We start from the raw sequence: 19,069 nt of genomic DNA on the forward strand, positions 1-19,069 counted from the left end.
TATTTACAGGAGTTAACAATGGTTTTACCAAATTTTCTACCAGATATTGATGTCAAAGCATTCCTTGCTCTTAGCCATAGTCTTTATTGGTTTTTAATTACTAATGCTTCTGCTGTAAGAAGAAAGGGTGGACGCACCGGAGAAACTCAAGGTGATGGAAAAGTTGCAACTGAGAGAGTAACTACGCCTAAAGCTAACCCTGCACTTGTATCTACAGTAGTTACCTACATCATGTACTATCTTCTCCTCACACTTTGGTGGTTTAAACCCAACTTAGCTGGAGGATTAGTTTTACCTGTTTATTTACCACTCCAAATTACTGGAATAGTGTTAATTATGATTGCCTTAATTGTCAAAATTTGGGCTTTCTGGACTTTTCGCTCTTGGCGTTTATACCCACAAGTTGATCCTGGACATCAATTAGTTCAATCTGGCCCTTATGGTCGTGTACGTCATCCACTTTATTTCGCTTTTCAATTGTTATACTTGGGTTCTTTCCTGCTAGTACCACGCTTAGGATTTTTACTACAGTTCATGGCTAATTTCTTCACACATGATTACCGTTCTAAAGTGGAAGAATCTGTATTAACTGAAGCCTTTGGAAATGAATACACAGAATATAAAGAGCGGACTTCTCGACTGATTCCTTGGGTTTACTAAAAGATAGCTTGATAGCAATTTTCTCTTGCTTTAAATCAATCTATATTCTTAGGGATGCGATATTATCGTGTCCCTAATATCTATTAGCGGGCTAAAGGTTTCCGAGTTGATAATTTTAAAAAATATGTCTATAAAAGATTGACATTTATCAAATATAAATATATAATTAAACTACAAACACTAAGCAAAATAACAAACTTCAAAAACCAGGTCTTCTGACCAGATCATACTGATTCTATCCAAAATTATTTTGCTTAATAAGGTTTAGAAATTCATAAAAAAATAACCTTTTAAGGCAATAATTTTATGGCTTTTGAATGAGGTTTTGCATAAAGTTATTGACATAGAACTAAAATTTGCAGACGTTTCTAAATCAAAGGAGAAAATTAAAGCCATGCAATTAATTTATAATATTCTCGATGGACTTGTTACCATGTCATTACCTAAGAGAATATTTGCTTCTTTGGGTTTATTTATTCTCGTGGTTGCTTTGTTGGGGTCTGTATACCTGTTGTTCAGAACTTATAATTTAGTAGGATTAGGTGTTCTGCTTTTCATTTTTCAAGTTTTAGTTCCTCGTGATTCAATTCTAGAACGTATGGAAATGAAAAAAATACAAAAGCAAGAACAAGAACAAGTGAATAATCAAGTATCTCTCAATGTCTAAATAGATAGGGATGTACTTGTAAAAAACTGCCAATTTCTCAAGTGTCTATAAAAATCCTAGCTCCAAAAATAGGGATTAAAACCTAGCTGATATTACTTGGAAATTTAGCTGCAACTAGATTTTGAACTTCTTGCTGAAGAAGTTCAAAAAGATATGGTAGTAAAGAATTGAATCTTCTTTTCATCATCACTAGGCAGAAGTAACATTTGTAAGAAGTTTTCTACAAAGCTACTCTAAAGTAGCCTAATAAATTTTTTGCTATTATGGGAGTATGAGTTGGAAATCTCGTGATATCATTCCTCATGAATTTTTTCAGAATTAATCACGTTCTAAAATTCTACTATCGGAAGTTGTTTCTTTTTCATAACTCCTAATAGCCATTTTTAAATGCCTTCGTTTCTACACAATCAAAGTTCATTTTAGTAGTAGAAAATAGGTATGACTAAACCTTATTTAGTCATACTATCTATGTTTCATATATCTGTCTGCACTACTGTGCCGAAATTAACCTAATTTTTGGTTGTAATTTTTGTATAGACTTAATTTAAATTGGTTGAGTCAACCAAAAATATTTGCTGACAATTAGATTTTTCATAATTCTCAAGAGACGATATTTCATTGATCTCAAGTATCCTAACATAGGAAAAAATAACCATGACTGACATGATAGAAAAACCAGGCAGAGAGTTATTAGAAAAGCAATTCCAAGATGATAAACCTGAGATAATTGAAACATTAAATAATACGTCTAATGTACTAGAATACAATTTAGATACTGCTACTCAAGAGACTATTACTATAGGTAATCATCCCTTAACCATAAAAGAAGTTGTTAAGGTTGCTCGTCGTGATGCAAGAATAGCTATAACCAAGAATGAAGAAATTTTGGAGGGTGTTAAAGCATCATATAACTATATTGAAAATGCTGTAAAAGCTGGGCAGCCAATTTATGGTATTACCAGTGGTTTTGGCGGCATGGCAAATGTGACTATTTCCCCAGAATTAGCAGTTGATTTACAAAAAAATTTGGTTCGTTATCACAAAGTAGGTGTAGGAAAGCCATTACCATTAGAAGATATTAGAGCGGCAATGCTCTTGCGTGCTAATTCTCATTTAAAGGGTGCATCAGGAATTAGATTAGAACTGATCCGACGTATAGAAATATTCTTGAATGCTGGTGCAACTCCTCATGTACTTGAGTTTGGTAGTATTGGAGCAAGTGGTGATTTAACACCACTCTCCTATATCACAGGTGCATTATTTGGACTTGATAGCAGTTATAAAGTTGAAATTAATGGTGAAGTCATAGATGCCCTAACGGTGCTGGAACATTTTGGTTTGCCACGATTACAACTCCGTCCAAAAGAGGGGTTAGCAATGATGAATGGCACATCAGTGATGACTGGTACTGCTGCAAATTGCGTATATAATGCCCAAATAGGTTTAGCTTTATCAATGGCAATTCACGCATTGATGATTCAGGGTTTGAATGGAACAAATCAGTCATTTCATCCGTTTATTCATCAATGTAAACCCCATACCGGCCAGATTTGGGCAGCATCTCAGATGCTGGAATTACTAGAAGGATCAGGTTTAATCCGCAATGAGTTAGATGGTTCCCATGATTATCGAGGACATCAACCAATTCAAGATCGTTACTCATTGCGTTGTTTGCCTCAATACATGGGACCAATTGTAGATGGAATCCAGCAGATTGCTAATCAAATTGAAGTAGAAATGAATTCTGCTACAGATAATCCATTAATTGATGTGAATAACCAAGCAAGTTATCACGGTGGAAATTTTGTCGGACAATATGTAGGAGTAGCAATGGATCAATTGCGCTACCACATTGGTATGTTAGCTAAACATCTTGATGTGCAAATTGCGCTTTTGGTAGCACCGGAATTTAGTAATGGGCTTTCTGCTTCTTTAGTTGGTAACACTAAAAACTCCATCAATATGGGTTTGAAAGGGCTACAAATTACTGGTAATTCCATCATGCCCCTGATCAGTTTTTATGGCAATTCAATTGTGGATAGATTTCCCACCCATGCTGAACAATTTAACCAGAATATTAATAGTCAAGGGTTTAACTCAGCTAATTTAGCTCGTCGTTCTGTAGAAATGTTTAATCAGTATCTAGCGATCGCTCTAATTTTTGGAGTCCAAGCTGTTGATCTGCGAACATATCTAGTAGCAGGACATTATGACGGTAGTACTTGTTTATCTCCTGGCACTAAAGAATTGTATTTAGCAGTCAGAAAGATTGTAGATAACTCACCTTCACGCAATCGTCCTTATATCTGGAATGATGATGAGCAATTTTTGGATGAACATATCAGTTTAATTGCTAATGACATTTCCACTGGTGGTTTAACTGTACAAGCTGTTAAAAATCTTGTATCTAGTTTAGCATAATTAGCTAATCTGGCTCTCTTGTGAATTCTGTGATACGTTCTAACTATTTTTTTGCTAAGTCTTTAGTTAGAATGATTTACCAAAATTTACAAGAGAGTCACTAACAGTATAGTTTTTACCCAGAGTTGAAAGATTATGAACATAGCACATCATTTGGAAAGAGGAAATCGGCTATTTCCTCATAAAGTAGCTCTTATATTTGAAGGTAAGTCCTTCACATATAAAGTTTTAAATGAAATGGTAAATATAGCTGCTAATGGCTTAAAAAAGCTAGGAATTGAGAAAGGCGATCGCATAGCTTTATTTTTACCTAACATTCCTGAATTTATTATTTCTTACATAGCTATTTTAAAATTAGGAGCAATAGCAGTCTCACTTAACACAATGCTCAAAGTAGATGAAGTGAAGTTCATTCTCAATGACTGTACTGCTAAGATAGTGATTACCACAGCAGAATTAAGTAAACAAGTACCAGAAACAGAATTACCAACACTAGAACAGATTATTATTGCTGAAGGTATTGTTACTAAAGGCATTAGTTTAACTCAATTATTAGCTGGTGTTTCTCCAGATTTTGATGCTATTGAATTAGAACCTCAATCACCAGCAGCTATTATTTATACATCAGGAACTACAGGCTTTCCCAAAGGTGCTACTTTGTCTCATGGTAACATTATTTCTAATAGTTACGCCCATAAAAATTGTTGTGGAATAACTCATAATGATCGCTTACTTCTTTATTTACCTTTATTCCATTGCTTTGGTCAAAATGCTATTCTCAACAGTGGACTCAATGCTTGTGCCACAATTGTTCTAGAACGAATTTTTCAACCTGATCAGTTGCTAAAAACGGTTGCTAATGCACAAGTGACTATGTTCTTCGGAGTGCCTACGGTCTTTATTCTATTTCTAAATAAAAACCTCAGTATTGATCATCTCAAATCAGTGCGCTATTACTTTGCCGCAGCTGCTCCAATGCCTTTAGAAATTAGTCAAAAATGGCAAGAAAAGTATGGTCTAGTTATTCATGAAGGATACGGTTTAACCGAAGCTTCTCCATGTACAACTTATAATCATACTCTAAAGTATAAACCTGGTTCTATTGGTGAAGCAATTGAGAATGTAGAAGTTAAAATTATCAATTCTGATGGTACTGAAGCTCAAGTTGATGAATTAGGTGAAATTATCATTCGTGGGACAAATATCATGCTAGGCTACTGGAATCGTCCTGAAGAAACAGCTAAAGCTATTCAAAATGGTTGGCTGCATACTGGTGATATTGGACGGAAGGATCATGAGGGTTATTTTTATATTGTTGACCGTCTAAAAGATATGATTAATGTCTCAGGATTGAAGGTCTATCCAGCAGAAGTGGAAAATATAATTTATCAACATCCTGCTGTTGCAGAAGTAGCTGTCTATGGTATTCCTAATTCACTGCAAGGAGAAATAGTTAAAGCTCACATTCGTCTGCAATCAGGTCAATTAGTTACTCAAGAAGATATCATTAAATTCTGTTCTGAAAGGATGGCAACTTATAAAGTTCCCCGGAATATTCAATTTGTGGATTCCATACCCAAAAACCCTACAGGTAAAATCCTCAAAAAAGCTTTACGTGAACAAGAATTAGTAACTACATCTAGATAACAATAATTTGCATATTTTAATAAAGTTTTCGTGTTTATTATCATCACCAATACGATAACTAAAGTTATGTCTAGTGTGAATAAATAGTTGAAGCTGCGAAAATTTGCACTGGAATAAATTAATGAACAAAAATTTGATTAGTTTGAATTTTTAATGCTAGTCAAACAGTTCAGACTTAAACACATCAGGAGGATTAACTAAATGCTTACCGTTCAAGAACCAGAAATTCAAGAAAAAGAGATTCCACAACAGGAATATGATGTTGTCATCATGGGTGCAGGTTTTGCAGGTGTTTGTCAAGCTAGACACTTAATGTTAAAAATTCCTAATATTCGTGTGGCAATGGTTGATCCTCGACCAGAAGATCGTACAGATAAAGACTTGAAAATAGGGGAATCAACTATTGAGATTGCCACTATGTTTATATGTAAAGAGTTAGGTTTGTATGAATATATAATTGAGAACCATCCCCCTAAATATGGTTTAAATTTTCACTGGCCTAAAGATACAACCACGACAGAAGGTATTGATGATTACTATCATATTTGGGCTAATCGTCAACCTCCTATGGCTTCAACTCAAATGAATCGTGCTAAATTTGAACGCGATCTCATTGCCATGAATAAAAAAATGGGTGCTACTTACTATAAAGGGCGTGTTGCTGATGTAGATATAACACCAGGAGATGCTATTAAAACTGTTCATGTTAAACTTGGCAGTGACAGCATCAACCTAAAAGCAAAACATATCATTGATGCCGCAGGTCGTAAGTTCATAATTGGTAAAAAAACAGATAACGTTACCTTTGACCCATCAGACCTTTTTGGTGTAAATAGTGGTTCAGTATGGGTACGTATCAACAATGTAGATCGCACTCTTTTTCATGATGGTTATGACCCAACGGCAGGTACTTGTAGTCACTACTACGGTACAAATCATTTCTTTGGTCATGGTCATTGGTTATGGATGATTCCTACGGAAATAGATTCTAAAGAGTTATCAATTGGTGTGATCTATCATCGGTCTGTCATCTCTGATGACCAAATGAATACTAAAGAAAAGTTCTGCGCTTTTTTGAAAGCAAATCATCAGCTTTTGTACAAACTTGTTAGTAGTAGTGAGGGTATAGATTTTCACTATCGTCCACAAGTTGCACACATGAGCAAAACCTTATTTTCTGAAGATAACTGGTACGTAGTTGGTGATGCAGCTTATATCTTCGATGCGTTCTATTCCACGGGAACAACCATGGCCTCCTTAGCGATCGAAGGAGTCACAGAAATCATCCGTGCTAAACTTGCTAACAAAGCTGATGCAGAAACAAAACGTACTGCTTACAACGACTTCAATATCGCATTTGCCAAGAACATTAACCAACTGATATATGATCACTGGAAACAACTAGGTAATGCTAGTGTCATGAGTTGGCGCATTTATTTTGATTATATGTTTTGGTTTGGCGTGTTATTACCAATGTACATTGGTAAATGGCATTTAGACTTAACATTTATTAAAGGATTTGTAGCCTTTACAAAATCCTCAATTAATTCAGGTAATGGTTTTAATAAACACGTATACGACCTGTTTACAGAAGTTATCAAAAAAGGTAACAACATTGGTTTGATGGATTGCTACAGAGCAGATCAACTAATTTTTGGATACCATACTCCTAAGCATTTTGATGATTTTCTGGAAAATGCTAAGTATGAAACTGCTCGTTGTAATGTTTTTGCGGGAATGAAAAATACCTTTTTCTTCCAAGCTGTTTGGTATACTATGTTCCGTTGGAAAGCTTTTGGTATTCTTGGTGTATTAGCTCCAAAATATTTCTACTACACTGTTGAACGCTTAATGAGATCAGCAAATGCCGCAATAGCAGAAATGGTTTATAAATATCAAATCAGCAAAGTCCCAGTTAACACCAAAGTAGAGGAAATGCGTCAAGAATTCAACGCTACCTATCAATATCGTGCAGAGTTACAACCTTGGAGTAAAGCATAGTTTGATATCAATTTACTAAAAACTATAAACTTGATACAAATAGATTTTTAGTAAGGGTTTAGCATCGCTAAACCCCTATTTTTTGTATCCTTTTCAAGGTTATTAAAGCCTGTCAAGCTAAAAAATTTAAGATGTAGAGTGTTTTAAGATAAAAGTCTATAATGCACTGTAATTTTTCCATTCTACAAAATTTACAGACTATTACCTTGACAACGTTTAATTAATCGTTCAACATTATCCCAAACTCGATTATCTGGAGCGACAAAAGGTTTTTTGATAATCTTGTAATCAAGAGTTTGCTGAGATGTATCAAGGTTAAATTCTAAAACAATTTGCCCGATTATCGTATTAATTGTCACAGTTCCTTGATTACCAGGAGTGTGAATAGTTCCATCTTCAGCATCACTTTTGGCTTTCATACATTCAAAAATTGCCTCCGTGATTCCAGAAAAAGTTTTTTCCTTAACCATAAATAACCTCAATGTAAAAGTAATTACGTTGCTTTTATAGAAGGGAGTATGAAAGGTTTAAATTGTTGTATAATATCAGTGATATTTAAGAACTTACTAAACATCCATCTTCCATTTTCACAATTCGATCTGCAATATCTAAAATTCGATTATCATGAGTAACTAACAAAATAGTACAACCTTGTTCCTTAGCTAATTGCTGCATTAAATTAACCACATCTCTACCAGATTTACTATCTAAGGCTGCTGTAGGTTCATCTGCTAAAACTAATTGAGGATGATGTACTAAAGCACGCGCAATAGCTACCCGTTGTTTTTGTCCTCCTGAAAGTCCATCAGGATGATAATTCAGTCTTTCTACTAACCCCACAGTTGTTAACATTGCTGCTGCTTTAGCTTGTGCTTCTCGAAAGGAAATAGTATGATCATTTTCAAAAGGCATTTGTACATTTTGTTGTGCTGTCAAAAAACCTAACAAATTATGTGCTTGAAAAATATAACCTATATTTCTTCGCACCTGTACCATTTCATTTTTAGTCGCACCGTATAATTCTTTACCCAATATTTTTAAATTTCCTGATTGTACAGAACGCAAACTACCAATTAAAGTTAGTAAGGTAGTTTTTCCTGAACCAGAAGGTCCAGTCATAATCACAATTTCCCCTGGTTGAATTTCTAGATTGATATCAAAGAGAATTTGTTTTTTTAATACACCTTCACCATAATAGTGATTAAGATGAGAAACAGAAATTGCAGGTGATGTATCCATAGTTAATTGTCCTTAGAAAACATCAGCAGGATCAGCAGATTGTAATTTTTGCATGGCAATTAAAGCTGAAATTGAACACATGATAGTTGTGAGGATAAAGATAAATAAGGCTCTATCTACAGTCATCATGATTGGTAACAATGTTGCTTGACGAGTCATAAAATATAAAAATTGAGAAATCGCAAATCCAGGTATAAAACCGATAGCTGCTAAAATCAAAGCTTCTTGAAATACAACTATTAGTAAATAGCTATTTTTAAACCCTATAGCTTTTAAAGTTGCATATTCTGGTAAATGATCAGAAACATCACTATAGAGAATTTGATAAACAATCACCGCACCAACTACAAAGCCAAGTATTGCACCTAAAGTAAAAGTAAATCCTACAGGAGTACTAGTATTCCAAAAGCTTTTTTCTTGCTTCATGAAATCTTGTTTAGATAAAACTTTTACATCTTTAGGTAAATTATTTCTTAAATTATCAATTACCTGATTTACATCTGTATCAGGTTCTAACTTTATCAATCCAAAATCTATTAAACCTTCCTGTCTTCTTTTAGTACCAAATAAACGCAGAAAATTTATATCACTAGTAATAATATTACCATTCACTCCAAAAGAAGTTCCTAAACTGAATAAACCAACTACATTAATTTGCCGATTGTTTAATTCTGTAGTAACTTTCTTGTTAACTGTGAATTCAGAAACAATATTTCCAAATTCTTTACGTGAAATTTGATCAAATAATACTGTATCTGGCTCTCTCAGATATTTTAAATTCTCCTGTATTCCTGGTAAATTAACTACATTTTCCTCTGGATTAAACCCAATGACGAAGATTCTCCACGTTTCGTCGTTATCAGGATTTTTCCAGGGAATAGAATCTAAATAAATAGGACTGACTGATTTTACTCCTGTAAAACCCAAGGCTTGATATAATCTTCTTTGGGAAAATTGATCTAGAGAAATTAACGATTTATAACGAGAACTGACTAAAACAACTTCTCCTTCTAAACTATTGTGTAATTGTACTGCACCATCAAACAAGGCTTCACGAATACCCAGTTGTAAAAACATTAGAACGTCAGCAAAAGCAATCCCAGCGATAGCTACCGCCATCCTTGCTTTTTCTCTAGATAACTGCAACCAAGCTAAGGGGATTTTTCTTTTAAACATCACCACCAACCTATCATTAATTATCTTTATCTATCTGCGTTTAATCATCAAATATTTATCTATTTATTTAAAGAAATTTCCACCCTTACCTTAGAATTAGTCAACCCAGTAACACGCTGACTAGATTCAGCATCTAGACGAATTTTAACTTCTACAACTCGTGCATCAATATCAGCCGCAGGATCAGTATTTAATACATCTTTTTTAGCTATTAATAAGCCAATATGATCAACTTTTCCTTTTAGTTCTCCTGGCAAATTAAGTTGAGTAATAGTTGCTGATTGTCCTAATTTAACGCGATTAATGTCATTTTCATAAACTTCTGCAACTACATACATTTGATTGGTGTCACCAATTTCTACAATACCTTTATCACTAACAACTTCCCCTGACCATGTATGAACTTTGAGAATCTGTCCATCTTTAGGAGAACGTACATAAGCTAAATTTAAATCTGCCGCTGCTTCCTGAACAGATGCTTTTGCACTACCAATTTCTGTTATTGCTGCTTGCACATCTGTAGGACGTACTTCGGCTATTCTATTTAATGTGGCTTTTGCTTGTCTAAGTTTTTCTGTTAATGTTTCTGATGTCTGGCTACGATTAGCAATAGCTTCTCGCAAACTCGCTTGCGCTGTTTCTAAAGTTAATTTTTTGCTATCACGAGTAGAAGTGGAAACTGCACCTTCTGTTTGCAGAGATTGATAACGTTGATATTCTAATTCAGCATTTTTTACTTCTGCTTCTAAACGTTTCACTCTAGCAATTCTCGCAGCACTTTCTTGACGTAATTCTGCTTCTAGTTCAGAAATTGTTGCTTTTTGTGCGTCAATTTCTCCTTGTTTTGCACCAGCTTTTACCTGTGCTAAACGAGATTCTGCAACTTTTACCTTTTGTTTAGTTTGGTTGAGTCCTGCTAAACGCCTATCTCTACTATCTAAAATCGCTATTACTTGTGCTTTTTTGATGCGATCGCCTTCTTTAACTAAAAGTTGTTCTACTCGGTTACTACCAGCCATCTGGGACACCGATACTTGAATTACTTCTCCTTGGGGTTCAATGCGTCCTAAAGCTGTTACTGCTTTGATTACTGGACCGTTATTAGCCGCTAATGTAGGTGATTTAGCAGTTTTTTGCAGACTTGACAACAAGTATAACGACCCACAAACACTTGTTAAAGCTAAAGCTAACACAATTACAATCCATCGATTTGGATACTTGAAAATTTTTTCTGTGTGGAGATGAAAATTCTGCATAAATGTGACCATCTAAGTTTCATCTGATAAATTTGCTATATACAGTTTTATTGATTAAAATAGTTTTATTCAACTTTTTGTATACAATGCTTAGTATAATCTTAAATAAATATCTGTCAACTCCCGAAAGGAGACGTGAATAGGGAACGGGTAACAGTGAGGTTTGTTGTTTAGATACAAGGTTTGTTGCTTGTTTCTTCTTCCACCCTTTATTGAATCTGAGTCCCCCACCTATAAGTGGTAAGCGTTAAATTTGGTCTAAATCCCCTGTTACACTCATCCGTTGTTCCCTGTTTACTTTTAAGTAGTTTCTTATGAGTTTGTCATATGCAATCTTGTCTTCTTTAATTGAAGCACCTCATAGCGGATATGATCTTTCTAAGGTTTTTAGCGAATCTGTGGGTTTTTTTTGGCACGCCTCGCAACAGCAAATTTACAGGGAATTAGGCAAACTCGAAACACAAGATTTGATTGTTTCCGAGATAATTCCCCGTGAAGGTCGTTTGAATAAAAAAATCTACTCAATCACAGAACTAGGGAAACAGCATTTAGTTGAGTGGATGAGAAAACCCAGTGAACCGGATGTGATTAGAGAAGATATTTTAGTTAAAATATTTTCTGGTAGTTTAGTAGCAATTAATGTCTTGATAGAAGATGTGGAACGTCGTCGTAGAATACACCTAGATAAATTATCTAAATATCGAGAAATTGAGCAAAAACATTTTTCGCAACTAGAAACATTAACTCATCCAGAAAAGCTAAAGCATATTGTTTTAAAAGCAGGTATTCACTGTGAATCAGAATGGATAGATTGGTGTAATGAAGCTTTAGAAATGTTAAAACAATCACAAATGGACGATATTGTGACTTGCACCATAAAATAAGCTTTTAGCTCGCTTTATGCTTCAAGAAGTAGGTATTAATTTTATACTTGTTTGAGTGGACATCTGTTGGTGACTTTAGATGGCACTCAGTATTTTAGTTCTGGGACGATTCATTGTGAGTGTTGTTCAAGTCGCACCCATAAAAATGGCACTGTCACCTACTTTCATAGCGCGATTTTGCCCGTAATTGTGGCACCAGGTCAGCCCCAGGTGATTTCCTTACCCCCTGAGTTCATTACTCCCCAAAATGGTTCCCAAAAACAAGATTGTGAAGTGGCAGCAGCCAAGCGATGGATCAATAACTATGCCTCAGAATTCAAAAATCAACCCATCACTTTTTTGGGAGATGACCTCTATAGTCGTCAGCCGATGTTTGAACATTGCTTAGAACATGGGATGAATTTCATCAGCACTTGCCTACCTGAATCCCATACCGCACTCTATGATTGGCTAGACTACCTCAACGGCATTGGAGAAGTCAAGACTTTAGAAATTAGCCAGTGGCACAAATGCTCAAAAGAAATTTACCGCTATCGCTACGTCAATCACATTCCCTTGAGAGACACCCAACCTGCCTTGGAAGTCAATTGGTACGAACTCACTCTCACCCGTCAGTCTGATGGTAAAGTTCTTTATCAAAATGCCTTTGTTACTTGCCATGAACTGACAGATGAGACTGTTCAGTCGGTAGTTAGCGCGGGTAGAAGTCGCTGGAAGACCGAAAATGAAAACCACAATGTCCTTAAGACCAAGGGTTATCATCTGGAACACAATTTTGGACACGGGCAACACCATTTAGCCTGCTTCCTCCTCACCCTCAATCTCTTAGCCTTTCTCTTCCACACTGTTTTACATCTCTTTGATAAACCTTATCAACAAATCCGCTTGCAGCGCGGCACTCGTAAAGGTTTCTTTCAAGATATTCTCTCCCTCACCAAGTATTTACTCTTTGACAGTTGGCAACATTTAATTGACTTCATGCTCAACGATTCACCACTCTCTTCTCCGACTGAATTCCTCTTAAATTTTTGAATTTGGAATTGCTGTTGCTGAAGATGGTAGTTATATCGTCACCCTCACCGTCACCGATACAAATGGCGGTGCAACCAGCGAAATCCTCAGCATACAAGTCAACAATGCTGCACCTATAATCACCAATATCTCCGGTGACACCAATACACCAATATTGATGAAGGTGCAATTGCCAACTTTAGTGCCACTGCCACAGACCCAGGAAATGATCCCATTACTTACACTTGGAACTTTGGAGATGGCACCGATACAGCAATTGGAGAAAATGTCAATCACACCTTTGCTGACACCGTTACCCTTAGGTTTGCATAACATAGTCAAAAAATAGTTAAAAGGGTGTTAAATAGCAAACCCAGACCCCTACAACCATTGATGACTAGAAGCTAAAACCCTTACATAGTAAGATTTATCAAATGGCTCAGGTCAGATTTGAACTGACGACCCCAGGCTTATGAGTCCCGTACTCTAACCAACTGAGCTACTGAGCCGTGTTGTTTTATCAACTTCTATTAAGATAGCATACAAATTTAGCTGTGGCAATTCCCAATTTAAAAAATATCCCTAAAAATAAAAAAATAAAAGAGGGAGTTTATCCCCCCTCAAAAAACAAGGCAATACTTGAGTTAAAACCAGTTAGGCATTACAAACGATCCTTTGGAGGCATGAAAGCAATTGGGTTCACTGCACCCTTACCTGCTGGATGAACTTCAAAATGGCTGTGAGGCCCAGTACTAAAACCAGTGCTACCCATCGCAGCAATTGTTTGCCCTTGTTCTACTGATTGACCTGCTTGTACTAAAATCCGGCTGTTGTGAGCATAACGAGTCTTGCTGCCATCAGCATGGCGAATCTCGACTAAATTGCCATAACCACCATTATTCCAGCCTGCCTTTTCGACAACACCAGGAGCAGAGGCGTAAATTGGTGTACCAGTGGAGTTTGCAATATCAATACCCCTGTGCATTCTCCCCCAACGCCAGCCATAGCCAGAGGTCAGTACGCCTTTGGCTGGCCAGATATAAGCTGTTGTGGAAGAATTAGAATTTTGGTCAACAGATCTTGGTAAGTATATATCCACTGCGGCCAAAGGTGGCAAAGCTGGAGATACTCTACTTCCTCGCAATTTACCTAAGGAATCAGTATTGATTGTACCTGCGGGAGGAACTACCAATTTAATACCACTTGAGTTCCGAGAAGAACTGCCAGCAAAAGCTGTTTGATTTCGGAGAAATTCTGGGTTAATTGGCTCGTTAGTGATACGAGCAGCACGGAATGGGGGCTGAACAGGTTTTCCACTGTAGCTGGGCAGAATTGGTTTAGGTACTGGTATTGCGATCGCATTCAGTCGTGAATTCACCTGAAAAGGCTGCAATTCATTCGCATTTTCAACAGAAATGGGAATTCCGGCATTACCATTTTCAGAAACTGAGGAGATAACTATTCCAGACTCTTGAGCGCGGTATTTTTCGCGTAGTCTCTCAATTTCAGCTTGTAAGCTACGGAGACGCTCGTTACCTTTGGCCTTAACTACCTTTTGAGGTTGTCTTTTAGCCGTTCGCGCTTCAGCAACACTATAGCTGAGTGGAGTATCGCCACCAATACCATCAGAAGCTGCTTTGATTTCAGTAGCTGGGTTCTGAAGCTGATTATCCTCAGCTACTGGTACAGGTATAGAGACTCTACTGGTGATAGCAGGAGTATTTACCCGCAGCTGATTTTCTTGAACTACTGGGATAGTAACACTGCTTTTGTTGCCAACTGCTAATGACTGTGATACCTGAGGTAGATTGGCTTCTAAATTAGGTTTGTTCACAGGATAATTAGCAACTGTGGTATTACTTCCAGATTGGATGAAAGTAGGACTAGTTGGTACAGTTGCCTGGTCAAAACTGCTACGTCCTGCTCTAGCACCAGGAATAATCAGTTGTTGGCTGATTTGCAGCTGATTAGGATCTTCTAGATTATTAGCTTTGACTAGTTCTGAGACTGAAGTACCGTAATTATTAGCAATTTCTGCTAATGTATCTCCGGGTTTAACTTCGTAGGTTTTTAGAGCTGATTGGGCGATAACTTTGGGTGCGGCTAGTGCAGGTTTTGTTACCTTCTGCTCTGCCTCACTTGTTTGTTTCTCCTGTTTTAATTTTGATATCAGGCTGGTTTGTTGGGCATCTCTGAATTTTTCCGACCGCGCTGCCAATGTGTTATCAGCTACAGTGGTTGGTTGTGCTATCTCAATACCAGCTTGTGATAAGTTTTGGGTCTCCTCAGACCGCAACTCCGCCAGACTATTTCTTAAACGGTTCGATTTTTCTTGTAAACGATTCAGAGCAAATTCTTGCTGCGCTTTCAGTTGTGCATTAACGTCATTACTGACTGTGTTTGCTGCTGCCACAGTGATATCTGTGGTTTGACTGCCAGCAACGCCCTGATTTCGAGTAAATTGTTGTCCTGTTTCCGGCAGATATTTATCTGCTTGTAATCTGGATTGAGCTGAATTGCTATCTAATCCCTGCCCCATTTGGGGTTGTAAGTAGACTGCATTTTGGTCGATTTCTAGTGGAGAAATTTGCACAGCCATTTCCTTGGCTGCAACTGGCCATTTAGCTTCAAGCCCAGGCACTTGCGAAACTGCTGTTGGTTCCAAGATGACAGGATTTTCAGGCACGCTCGCTGATGAGACGGCTTGGGACTCCAGCTTTGTGGCTGTAAATTTGATCTCATTGTCAGAAGCAGCTGGAATTGTTGAGGCTGCTTTTTGACTGCCAACAGGAGCGGCTGCTTGGGCTTGATCGCTTTGTCGAGTCACCAAAAGGCTGGTTGCGCCCATTGAGATTGCCAAGCCAATCATTGCGGCCTTGGTTCCCGCTCGGCGGTTTGGTTTGTGATTAGTCTCATTTAACTGCACTACCGGGACACCATCGCTGTTAGGGGTATTGTTCAACACAGCCTTCACTCTCTTTTTCAATGCTCGTTTCAAAGACGACCTCCTATGATCACTAGCGTTCAATAGACCTTGATTTTTCAGTTGGATACTAATCAATGATTTAGATCACATTAAACGACATATCAAGATCACATTCACCAGAGATACTTACGCAAGATTAACCTGCTTCTCTGATTTAGACAAGTTCATACTTGTTAGTAAACCTTAAAATTTTCGTGTTGACTTGTCTATTACCACTCTTCATAAAGTCCAGGACTGCTCGCTGTTGACAGTTATCTATGCCGATTTTGCTTCTGTAAGCGGGGATTTAGAGATGATTTTGCTGAATCCACGATCGCTGTTAGCATTTGCTCTGCTGTGATTTCTGAAAAAACGATGTTCCTGCTGTTGATATTTTCTAGGTTTTTTTATCCAATCAGTCTTATCAACACGAGACTTTACGCGGTTTATTCCCTAAAAAACAACCGTACAAACTCGCAGCAACTTTTGAGGTATTTGATTGTGTCTGAAAATACAAATAGTCAAGATGCTCTCCTGTTAAGGTTTTTGATGATTTTGTCCCTTTGCCAAATAGAATTTGAGTTCACTAAAATCTATCATTGACAATTGACGTAAAATCAAAGTTTATATACAAATTTCTTATATACAACAAGGGACAGGGAATAAGAAATAGGGAATAGGGTTGAAAGTCCCTTGATATAAGACTTTGTTCTCAAATTTTATGCCTCATTTACCTGAAATTTGCTGTACTGGTTAGCAGTATTGTAAATAACCTAACTGACGGCGGGACTCAAATAAGCTGATGGCCACACTTACAGATAAGTTCAAACTGCGAACTCCAGGTTCAGTCATGGGTATGTGGAGAATGGAGTCACACTGGGAGAGAACGGTTGCAGATAGACCAGTAGTTTCACTACCAAATAACAGCCAATCATCAGCTTGAAATTGACAATTTAGATAGTTGATGCTACCTCTGACGCTAAAGCCTAACAATCTGCCTCCACGCTGCTGATGAATGATTTTGAATGCTTCTAGAGATTCGTGATTGTGCAGCTTGACATAAGGCCAGTAATCTAAACCTGCTCTTTTGAGGTAGCGATCGCTAATTTCAAATCCTAAAGGTCCGACTAAATGCAGTTCTGTGCCTGTAGCGGCGCAAGTACGAGCAATATTGCCTGTATTGGGGGGAATTTGTGGGTTAACTAAGACTACCTGCGGCATGGTCACGTAATATTAAGAATTCTATAGAACACTGTATTGTAATTAGAAAATCTACCTAATGACAGATATCGGCGACCTATAGGTTTTGTTAATAGGTCTGAAGTTGTCACGAAAGATTAGAATTTTAAAACGAAAAAAGTTGGGAATTTGGGTAATTACTAATGGGTAATTGGTAATTGGTAATTGGTAATTGGGCATTGGTCATTGGTCATTGGTCATTGGTCATTGGTCATTGGTCATTAGGAAAAACTCTTCTCCCCTGCTCCCTGCTCCCTGCTCCCTGCTCCCTGCTTTTTCTCTGTCACCTATTCCCTAAGTCAATAAAGACGAACAGAGTTTGTTTTCTAGTTCCTGTTCCCGTTCTTGGGTAGCTACAATTGCTTGGTTAATGACACGCTGGGCATCAAAACCAACTTTGTGTAACTGTAACCACTGTTGGGCTTCGTTACCTTCGCGGAGAATTTTCTGTAAAGGCGAGAGAAAACAACTAAAGCCTTTTTGTTTAGCTATTGCCCAAACGTCTTGATATATCTGGGAAATCCAATCTCTGGCGAGAATAGTCCTACCATCTTGCCAATGTTGCAATTGGGCATCAAGACTGGCTGTGGCTGCTGCCATTTCGTTTTTAGCAGTTAATGTGATGAGTTCTTCAGGAGATAAGCTGCTTTGGGTTAAAGGATCGATGCTGGGATTGTCAATGATTTGTAACAATCGCGCTTCTAGTAAAGCTGTTATTGCTAATAAGGAAATAGGGTCTGTAACTAAATCGCAAATTCGCAGTTCTAAACGATTTAGATCATAAGGGCGGCGATCGCCATTTGGCCGCACCGATGTCCACAAATGCCTAACATTTTGCATTGTTCCGGCAGCTAGTTGTGCTTCTACCCATTGAATATGATCGGCGTGACTGGCAAATAAAGGGACATGAGGGGGGGTTTGGGGGAAAAGTCCCCAACGGGTGGAATGATAGCCTGTGGCTTGACTATTTAGGAAAGGAGAGGAGGCACTGAGGGCTAAAAATAGAGGTGCTTCCAGCCGGATAATTCGACAGGCACGCATTAAAATTTCTGGGTCACTGATACCAACATTGATGTGTACGCTGGCTGTGACTACTTTTGTGCCGTAGGTTTGCTCAATGTAGTCATGATATGGGTTGGTGGGGTCAGAACGGTAAAAGCGATCGCTCCCACCCAAGGATAAGGTACTTCCTGGGATTAAGGTGTAATCGCCTAAACCCTGCAAATATTTACGCAATGTCCGCCGAGGACGCAACAAACCACATAATTGATTTTCATAATTAGTAGATGGATTAGTTATGTATTCTACGTTGCGGCTATCTGGCTCCCGCATAAACCCATCTACATCTGTGATGATTTGGTCGGAGAGTCCGACGATTTCACCTTGAGGTGTACCAGTATACATCTCAATCTCAAAGCCTTTAGTTAAGACCAATTTATTCTCCTAGGCTCTCCTAATTTGAATAAATTGTATCTAATTAGACGAATTTCTGCATCAAGGATGATCGTGCAGAATAGTATAGGTATCCTTGTAATTATCTTATTTAGCTGCTTTTAAAATTTTTCATACCTACTCGCAAATTATACACTAATAATATCACAAGAAATTAATAGGTCAATATCAATCGCCCAAAAGACGAAAACTCGTAAATTATTGATAATATCTTTCAAGATTATTGAGAATAGATTAGATATTTTTCTCAATAAGCCTGAAAATACATATTTTGGTTAAATCCATATTGAAAAAACTTATAGAAGTTAAGAAACTTGAGAGTAGAAATTTTTGCTTTTCCTAACTTCTGTCCTGATAATACTACCTTATCAAGATGTGAAGACCGATCCAGGTAAGAGCTTTCCTGTTTTTACAATAGTTCTATAAGGAATCAAAGCTCTGTGTATATGGA

Annotated in this window: 15 protein-coding genes and 1 tRNA gene; 8 read left to right on the plus strand and 8 right to left on the minus strand. The window is 37.3% G+C overall.

The window, feature by feature from the left end:
- Nucleotides 1–18 precede the first annotated feature (18 nt).
- From VB713_RS08075 to VB713_RS08095, 5 genes are all read left to right on the plus strand, one after another.
- The gene (locus VB713_RS08075; RefSeq protein WP_323311049.1) at nt 19–660 is read left to right on the plus strand and encodes an isoprenylcysteine carboxylmethyltransferase family protein; all 642 of its coding nucleotides are present in this window, start codon (nt 19–21) and stop codon (nt 658–660) included.
- Nucleotides 661–1,054: 394 nt separating this feature from the next.
- Complete coding sequence (locus VB713_RS08080) at nt 1,055–1,327, plus strand: hypothetical protein (protein ID WP_323311050.1); 273 nt, start codon at nt 1,055–1,057, stop codon at nt 1,325–1,327.
- A gap of 654 nt (nt 1,328–1,981) precedes the next feature.
- Nucleotides 1,982–3,748, plus strand: coding sequence for an aromatic amino acid ammonia-lyase (locus VB713_RS08085; RefSeq protein WP_323311051.1), 1,767 nt, complete (start codon nt 1,982–1,984; stop codon nt 3,746–3,748).
- A gap of 135 nt (nt 3,749–3,883) precedes the next feature.
- Nucleotides 3,884–5,395 (plus strand): long-chain fatty acid--CoA ligase, encoded by a 1,512-nt coding sequence (locus VB713_RS08090; RefSeq protein WP_323311052.1) that lies wholly within the window; start codon nt 3,884–3,886, stop codon nt 5,393–5,395.
- Nucleotides 5,396–5,596: 201 nt separating this feature from the next.
- The gene (locus tag VB713_RS08095; protein ID WP_323311053.1) at nt 5,597–7,396 is read left to right on the plus strand and encodes an NAD(P)/FAD-dependent oxidoreductase; all 1,800 of its coding nucleotides are present in this window, start codon (nt 5,597–5,599) and stop codon (nt 7,394–7,396) included.
- A gap of 191 nt (nt 7,397–7,587) precedes the next feature.
- Here the strand turns inward: VB713_RS08095 and VB713_RS08100 are convergent, their stop codons facing one another.
- From VB713_RS08100 to VB713_RS08115, 4 genes are all read right to left on the minus strand, one after another.
- Complete coding sequence (locus tag VB713_RS08100; protein WP_323311054.1) at nt 7,588–7,866, minus strand: hypothetical protein; 279 nt, start codon at nt 7,864–7,866, stop codon at nt 7,588–7,590.
- A gap of 85 nt (nt 7,867–7,951) precedes the next feature.
- Nucleotides 7,952–8,635: a DevA family ABC transporter ATP-binding protein gene (locus tag VB713_RS08105; RefSeq protein WP_323311055.1), complete on the minus strand. Its 684-nt coding sequence runs from the start codon at nt 8,633–8,635 to the stop codon at nt 7,952–7,954.
- 12 nt (nt 8,636–8,647) lie between these two features.
- Nucleotides 8,648–9,811, minus strand: coding sequence for an ABC transporter permease DevC (gene devC, locus VB713_RS08110; RefSeq protein WP_323311056.1), 1,164 nt, complete (start codon nt 9,809–9,811; stop codon nt 8,648–8,650).
- Nucleotides 9,812–9,870: 59 nt separating this feature from the next.
- On the minus strand, nt 9,871–11,067 hold the full coding sequence (locus VB713_RS08115) for an ABC exporter membrane fusion protein (protein ID WP_323311057.1): 1,197 nt from the start codon (nt 11,065–11,067) through the stop codon (nt 9,871–9,873).
- Nucleotides 11,068–11,381: 314 nt separating this feature from the next.
- On the opposite strand from VB713_RS08115, the gene VB713_RS08120 reads away from it, so the two are divergent.
- From VB713_RS08120 to VB713_RS28235, 3 genes are all read left to right on the plus strand, one after another.
- Nucleotides 11,382–11,951 carry a PadR family transcriptional regulator gene (locus tag VB713_RS08120; RefSeq protein WP_323311058.1) on the plus strand — a complete coding sequence of 190 codons (570 nt, stop codon included), beginning with the start codon at nt 11,382–11,384 and terminating at the stop codon, nt 11,949–11,951.
- A gap of 69 nt (nt 11,952–12,020) precedes the next feature.
- A complete protein-coding gene (locus VB713_RS08125; protein WP_323311059.1) occupies nt 12,021–12,983 on the plus strand; it encodes an ISNCY family transposase in 963 nt (320 codons plus the stop codon).
- A 153-nt stretch (nt 12,984–13,136) separates the two neighbouring features.
- Nucleotides 13,137–13,295: a PKD domain-containing protein gene (locus tag VB713_RS28235; RefSeq protein WP_416242416.1), complete on the plus strand. Its 159-nt coding sequence runs from the start codon at nt 13,137–13,139 to the stop codon at nt 13,293–13,295.
- 102 nt (nt 13,296–13,397) lie between these two features.
- On the opposite strand, the gene VB713_RS08130 is transcribed toward VB713_RS28235, so the two are convergent.
- From VB713_RS08130 to gshA, 4 genes are all read right to left on the minus strand, one after another.
- Nucleotides 13,398–13,471 (minus strand) — tRNA-Met (locus VB713_RS08130).
- A 152-nt stretch (nt 13,472–13,623) separates the two neighbouring features.
- Nucleotides 13,624–15,960, minus strand: coding sequence for a peptidoglycan DD-metalloendopeptidase family protein (locus VB713_RS08135; protein WP_323311060.1), 2,337 nt, complete (start codon nt 15,958–15,960; stop codon nt 13,624–13,626).
- A gap of 720 nt (nt 15,961–16,680) precedes the next feature.
- On the minus strand, nt 16,681–17,148 hold the full coding sequence (locus VB713_RS08140) for a tRNA (cytidine(34)-2'-O)-methyltransferase (protein WP_323311074.1): 468 nt from the start codon (nt 17,146–17,148) through the stop codon (nt 16,681–16,683).
- Nucleotides 17,149–17,460: 312 nt separating this feature from the next.
- Nucleotides 17,461–18,600: a glutamate--cysteine ligase gene (gene gshA, locus VB713_RS08145; protein ID WP_323311061.1), complete on the minus strand. Its 1,140-nt coding sequence runs from the start codon at nt 18,598–18,600 to the stop codon at nt 17,461–17,463.
- Between the last annotated feature and the right edge of the window lie 469 nt (nt 18,601–19,069).

This window comes from Anabaena cylindrica UHCC 0172, from assembly GCF_034931625.1.
Taxonomy (GTDB): domain Bacteria; phylum Cyanobacteriota; class Cyanobacteriia; order Cyanobacteriales; family Nostocaceae; genus Anabaena; species Anabaena cylindrica_A.